This window comes from Desulfobulbaceae bacterium (assembly GCA_015231515.1).
Classification (GTDB): Bacteria; Desulfobacterota; Desulfobulbia; order Desulfobulbales; family VMSU01; genus JADGBM01.
Window position 1 is genome coordinate 1 of record JADGBM010000223.1, and the last position, 2,049, is coordinate 2,049.

Annotated in this window: 2 protein-coding genes; both read right to left on the reverse strand. The window is 47.2% G+C overall.

Annotated elements, in window-relative coordinates:
- On the reverse strand, nucleotides 1–1,009 hold a 1,009-nt coding region (locus HQK80_16550; GenBank protein ID MBF0223801.1), incomplete at its 3' end, for a M48 family metalloprotease.
- A 2-nt stretch (nucleotides 1,010–1,011) separates the two neighbouring features.
- Nucleotides 1,012–1,914 carry a DnaJ domain-containing protein gene (locus HQK80_16555; protein MBF0223802.1) on the reverse strand — a complete coding sequence of 301 codons (903 nt, stop codon included), beginning with the start codon at nucleotides 1,912–1,914 and terminating at the stop codon, nucleotides 1,012–1,014.
- Between the last annotated feature and the right edge of the window lie 135 nt (nucleotides 1,915–2,049).

Sequence of the window (2,049 nt, forward strand, 5' to 3'; positions counted from 1 at the left end):
AGGCAAGGGCATGACTGGGTGTTTTGTTGGCAAAATGAACCGCCCGATAAAAAAAGTCGGAATTAGTAAGCAGGTAGAGCGTTGGGTAGGTCGCCAGTTGAGACAGGGTGCCGAATCCTAGAAAAAGGAGGAAGTAGAGCTGTAGATGACGTTTTTTAACATGGCCAATTTCGTGGGCCATTACCGCCTCTATCTCAGCTGGTGATAAGGCCCTAAGAAGTGCTGGGGTGACCAGCAGATAACGGAACTGTTTGATCAGCCCCATTACCCCGGCGGTGAGTGCCTGTCCTTCAAATAATGGCCAGATCATGATGTCTTTGTATTTAACATTCTGCGAGCGGCAGAATGTCTCAATCCGCTCTCGAGCTGGTCCTGCCGGCATGGTTGTGCAGCCCCAGAGTTTAGTAATTACTAACGGAAATACTACCGCTAGGCAGATGAAAAATAGGATGAAAATTGTCTCTTCACCCCAGGCGGAGGCGAGTAAATCCTTGACTATTGGTACAGAGGCAAGCTGTAGAAGGTCAGCCAGCAGGGACAATAGCAGCCAGGGCAGGATAATGGGCAGGTTGGTTTTGATATTGGTAAGCACAAAGGCCTGGTGATTTTCCTTTTGGCCGAACGAGGTCTGGTAGCTATGCGCTGCGGCATCCCAGAGCAGGGTGAGGTAGAAAGTAAAAAGGAGCAGACTGGTAAAGCTTGTTATGACGGGAAGCTTGTCGGTAAGCGGCAGTAGGCCAAAAAAATACTGACAATCGAGCAGGTAGACATCAATGCTGAAGATGGCAATGGCTAAAATCGCACCTTTACGTTCAGCGGCTGAGTAATGTGAGGCGTTGTATGATTTTTTTTTGTTGAAAATGCGGTTGAGCGTCCAACGGTACAGTACAGCTTTTGCAAAAAATACAGCTAGAATGGTAGTGAGGGAGAATTGGGGCTGGTCTGGCGCTGAGTTTGTTGTCAAGATCAGTATAACAACCAGAAAATAAATTAAGTTGTTATAGATCAAGTTTACATCCTGTGGTGGTATGAACGTGCTTGCTCTGCAGAAAAAGTGGTGTTGTGGGTGTAAAACCTATGGACAAGACGCTGTAGCTCGAATGGGGTGAGCAATTTGTTGTGAATAAAATACTGGCCAAATTTTTTCTGGAGTGTTTTTTGCTGAAGCAGTATGATCCGCAACTGTCCTTCAGTCAGCAGACCCATGGCGACAGCCGATTTGCCGAACGAGTCTGAGAGTTTTCGGCCCTTGAGGATAGTGAGAATGTCTTTATTGGTTAGCCAGCCGTATTTATGGGCAATTTCTCCAACCCTTGGTCTTTCGGTACGCTGCCAGACGATGGCTTTGACAATGGTGTGCCAGTTGGCAATTCCAGAGTAGTAGAGGTAGTGGCCAAAAAGAAGCTGTCTGGACGGAATGGAGGCGCCGACGGTCTGTGAGGAGCTGTTGGTATAACGATTGGAGTGCGTCTGCTTGAACCCACCACACTTGGCGCTGGTTTCAGCGTGCGCGCTACTGTTTTTTTGTGCCCCGCTCCACTGTTTTTTTGCCGTTTTATGGCTAGCTGCTGACTGGTGGCTGGCGTTTCGCGGAGCCGGTCGCTGGGGGTGGACGGTATGTATAGGTCGAGCCGGTGACTTGAATCGGAACCCCTGCTCTCTGGCCTGTAAATAACAGCGCAGATTTTCATAAGCCTGCTGGACAATTTGAAAAAGATCGCCGTTTTGGTCGTCTGTTTGGCCTTGTTTACTGGCCACAACATCCGGATGCGTTTCAAAGGCCTTTTTTCGGTAGGCGCTTTTTATGCCGGAAAGTTGGATGTACTCAAGAAAACTTCGGGTAATGTTTTTATCACTCCCAAAGAGTATCTGACAGGAACGCATCAACTCATGTTCTACAATAACTACTGCCATGTTTTTTCCTCAAGATCGTTAGCACTATCGGGCAATACTCTGCTGTTCCTTAGTGATGTAACGGTCAGATTAAGCGAGTTGTATTTATGTGTCGATGGAAATAAAAAATTGTTAATAACTGCTAACTCTTTATAT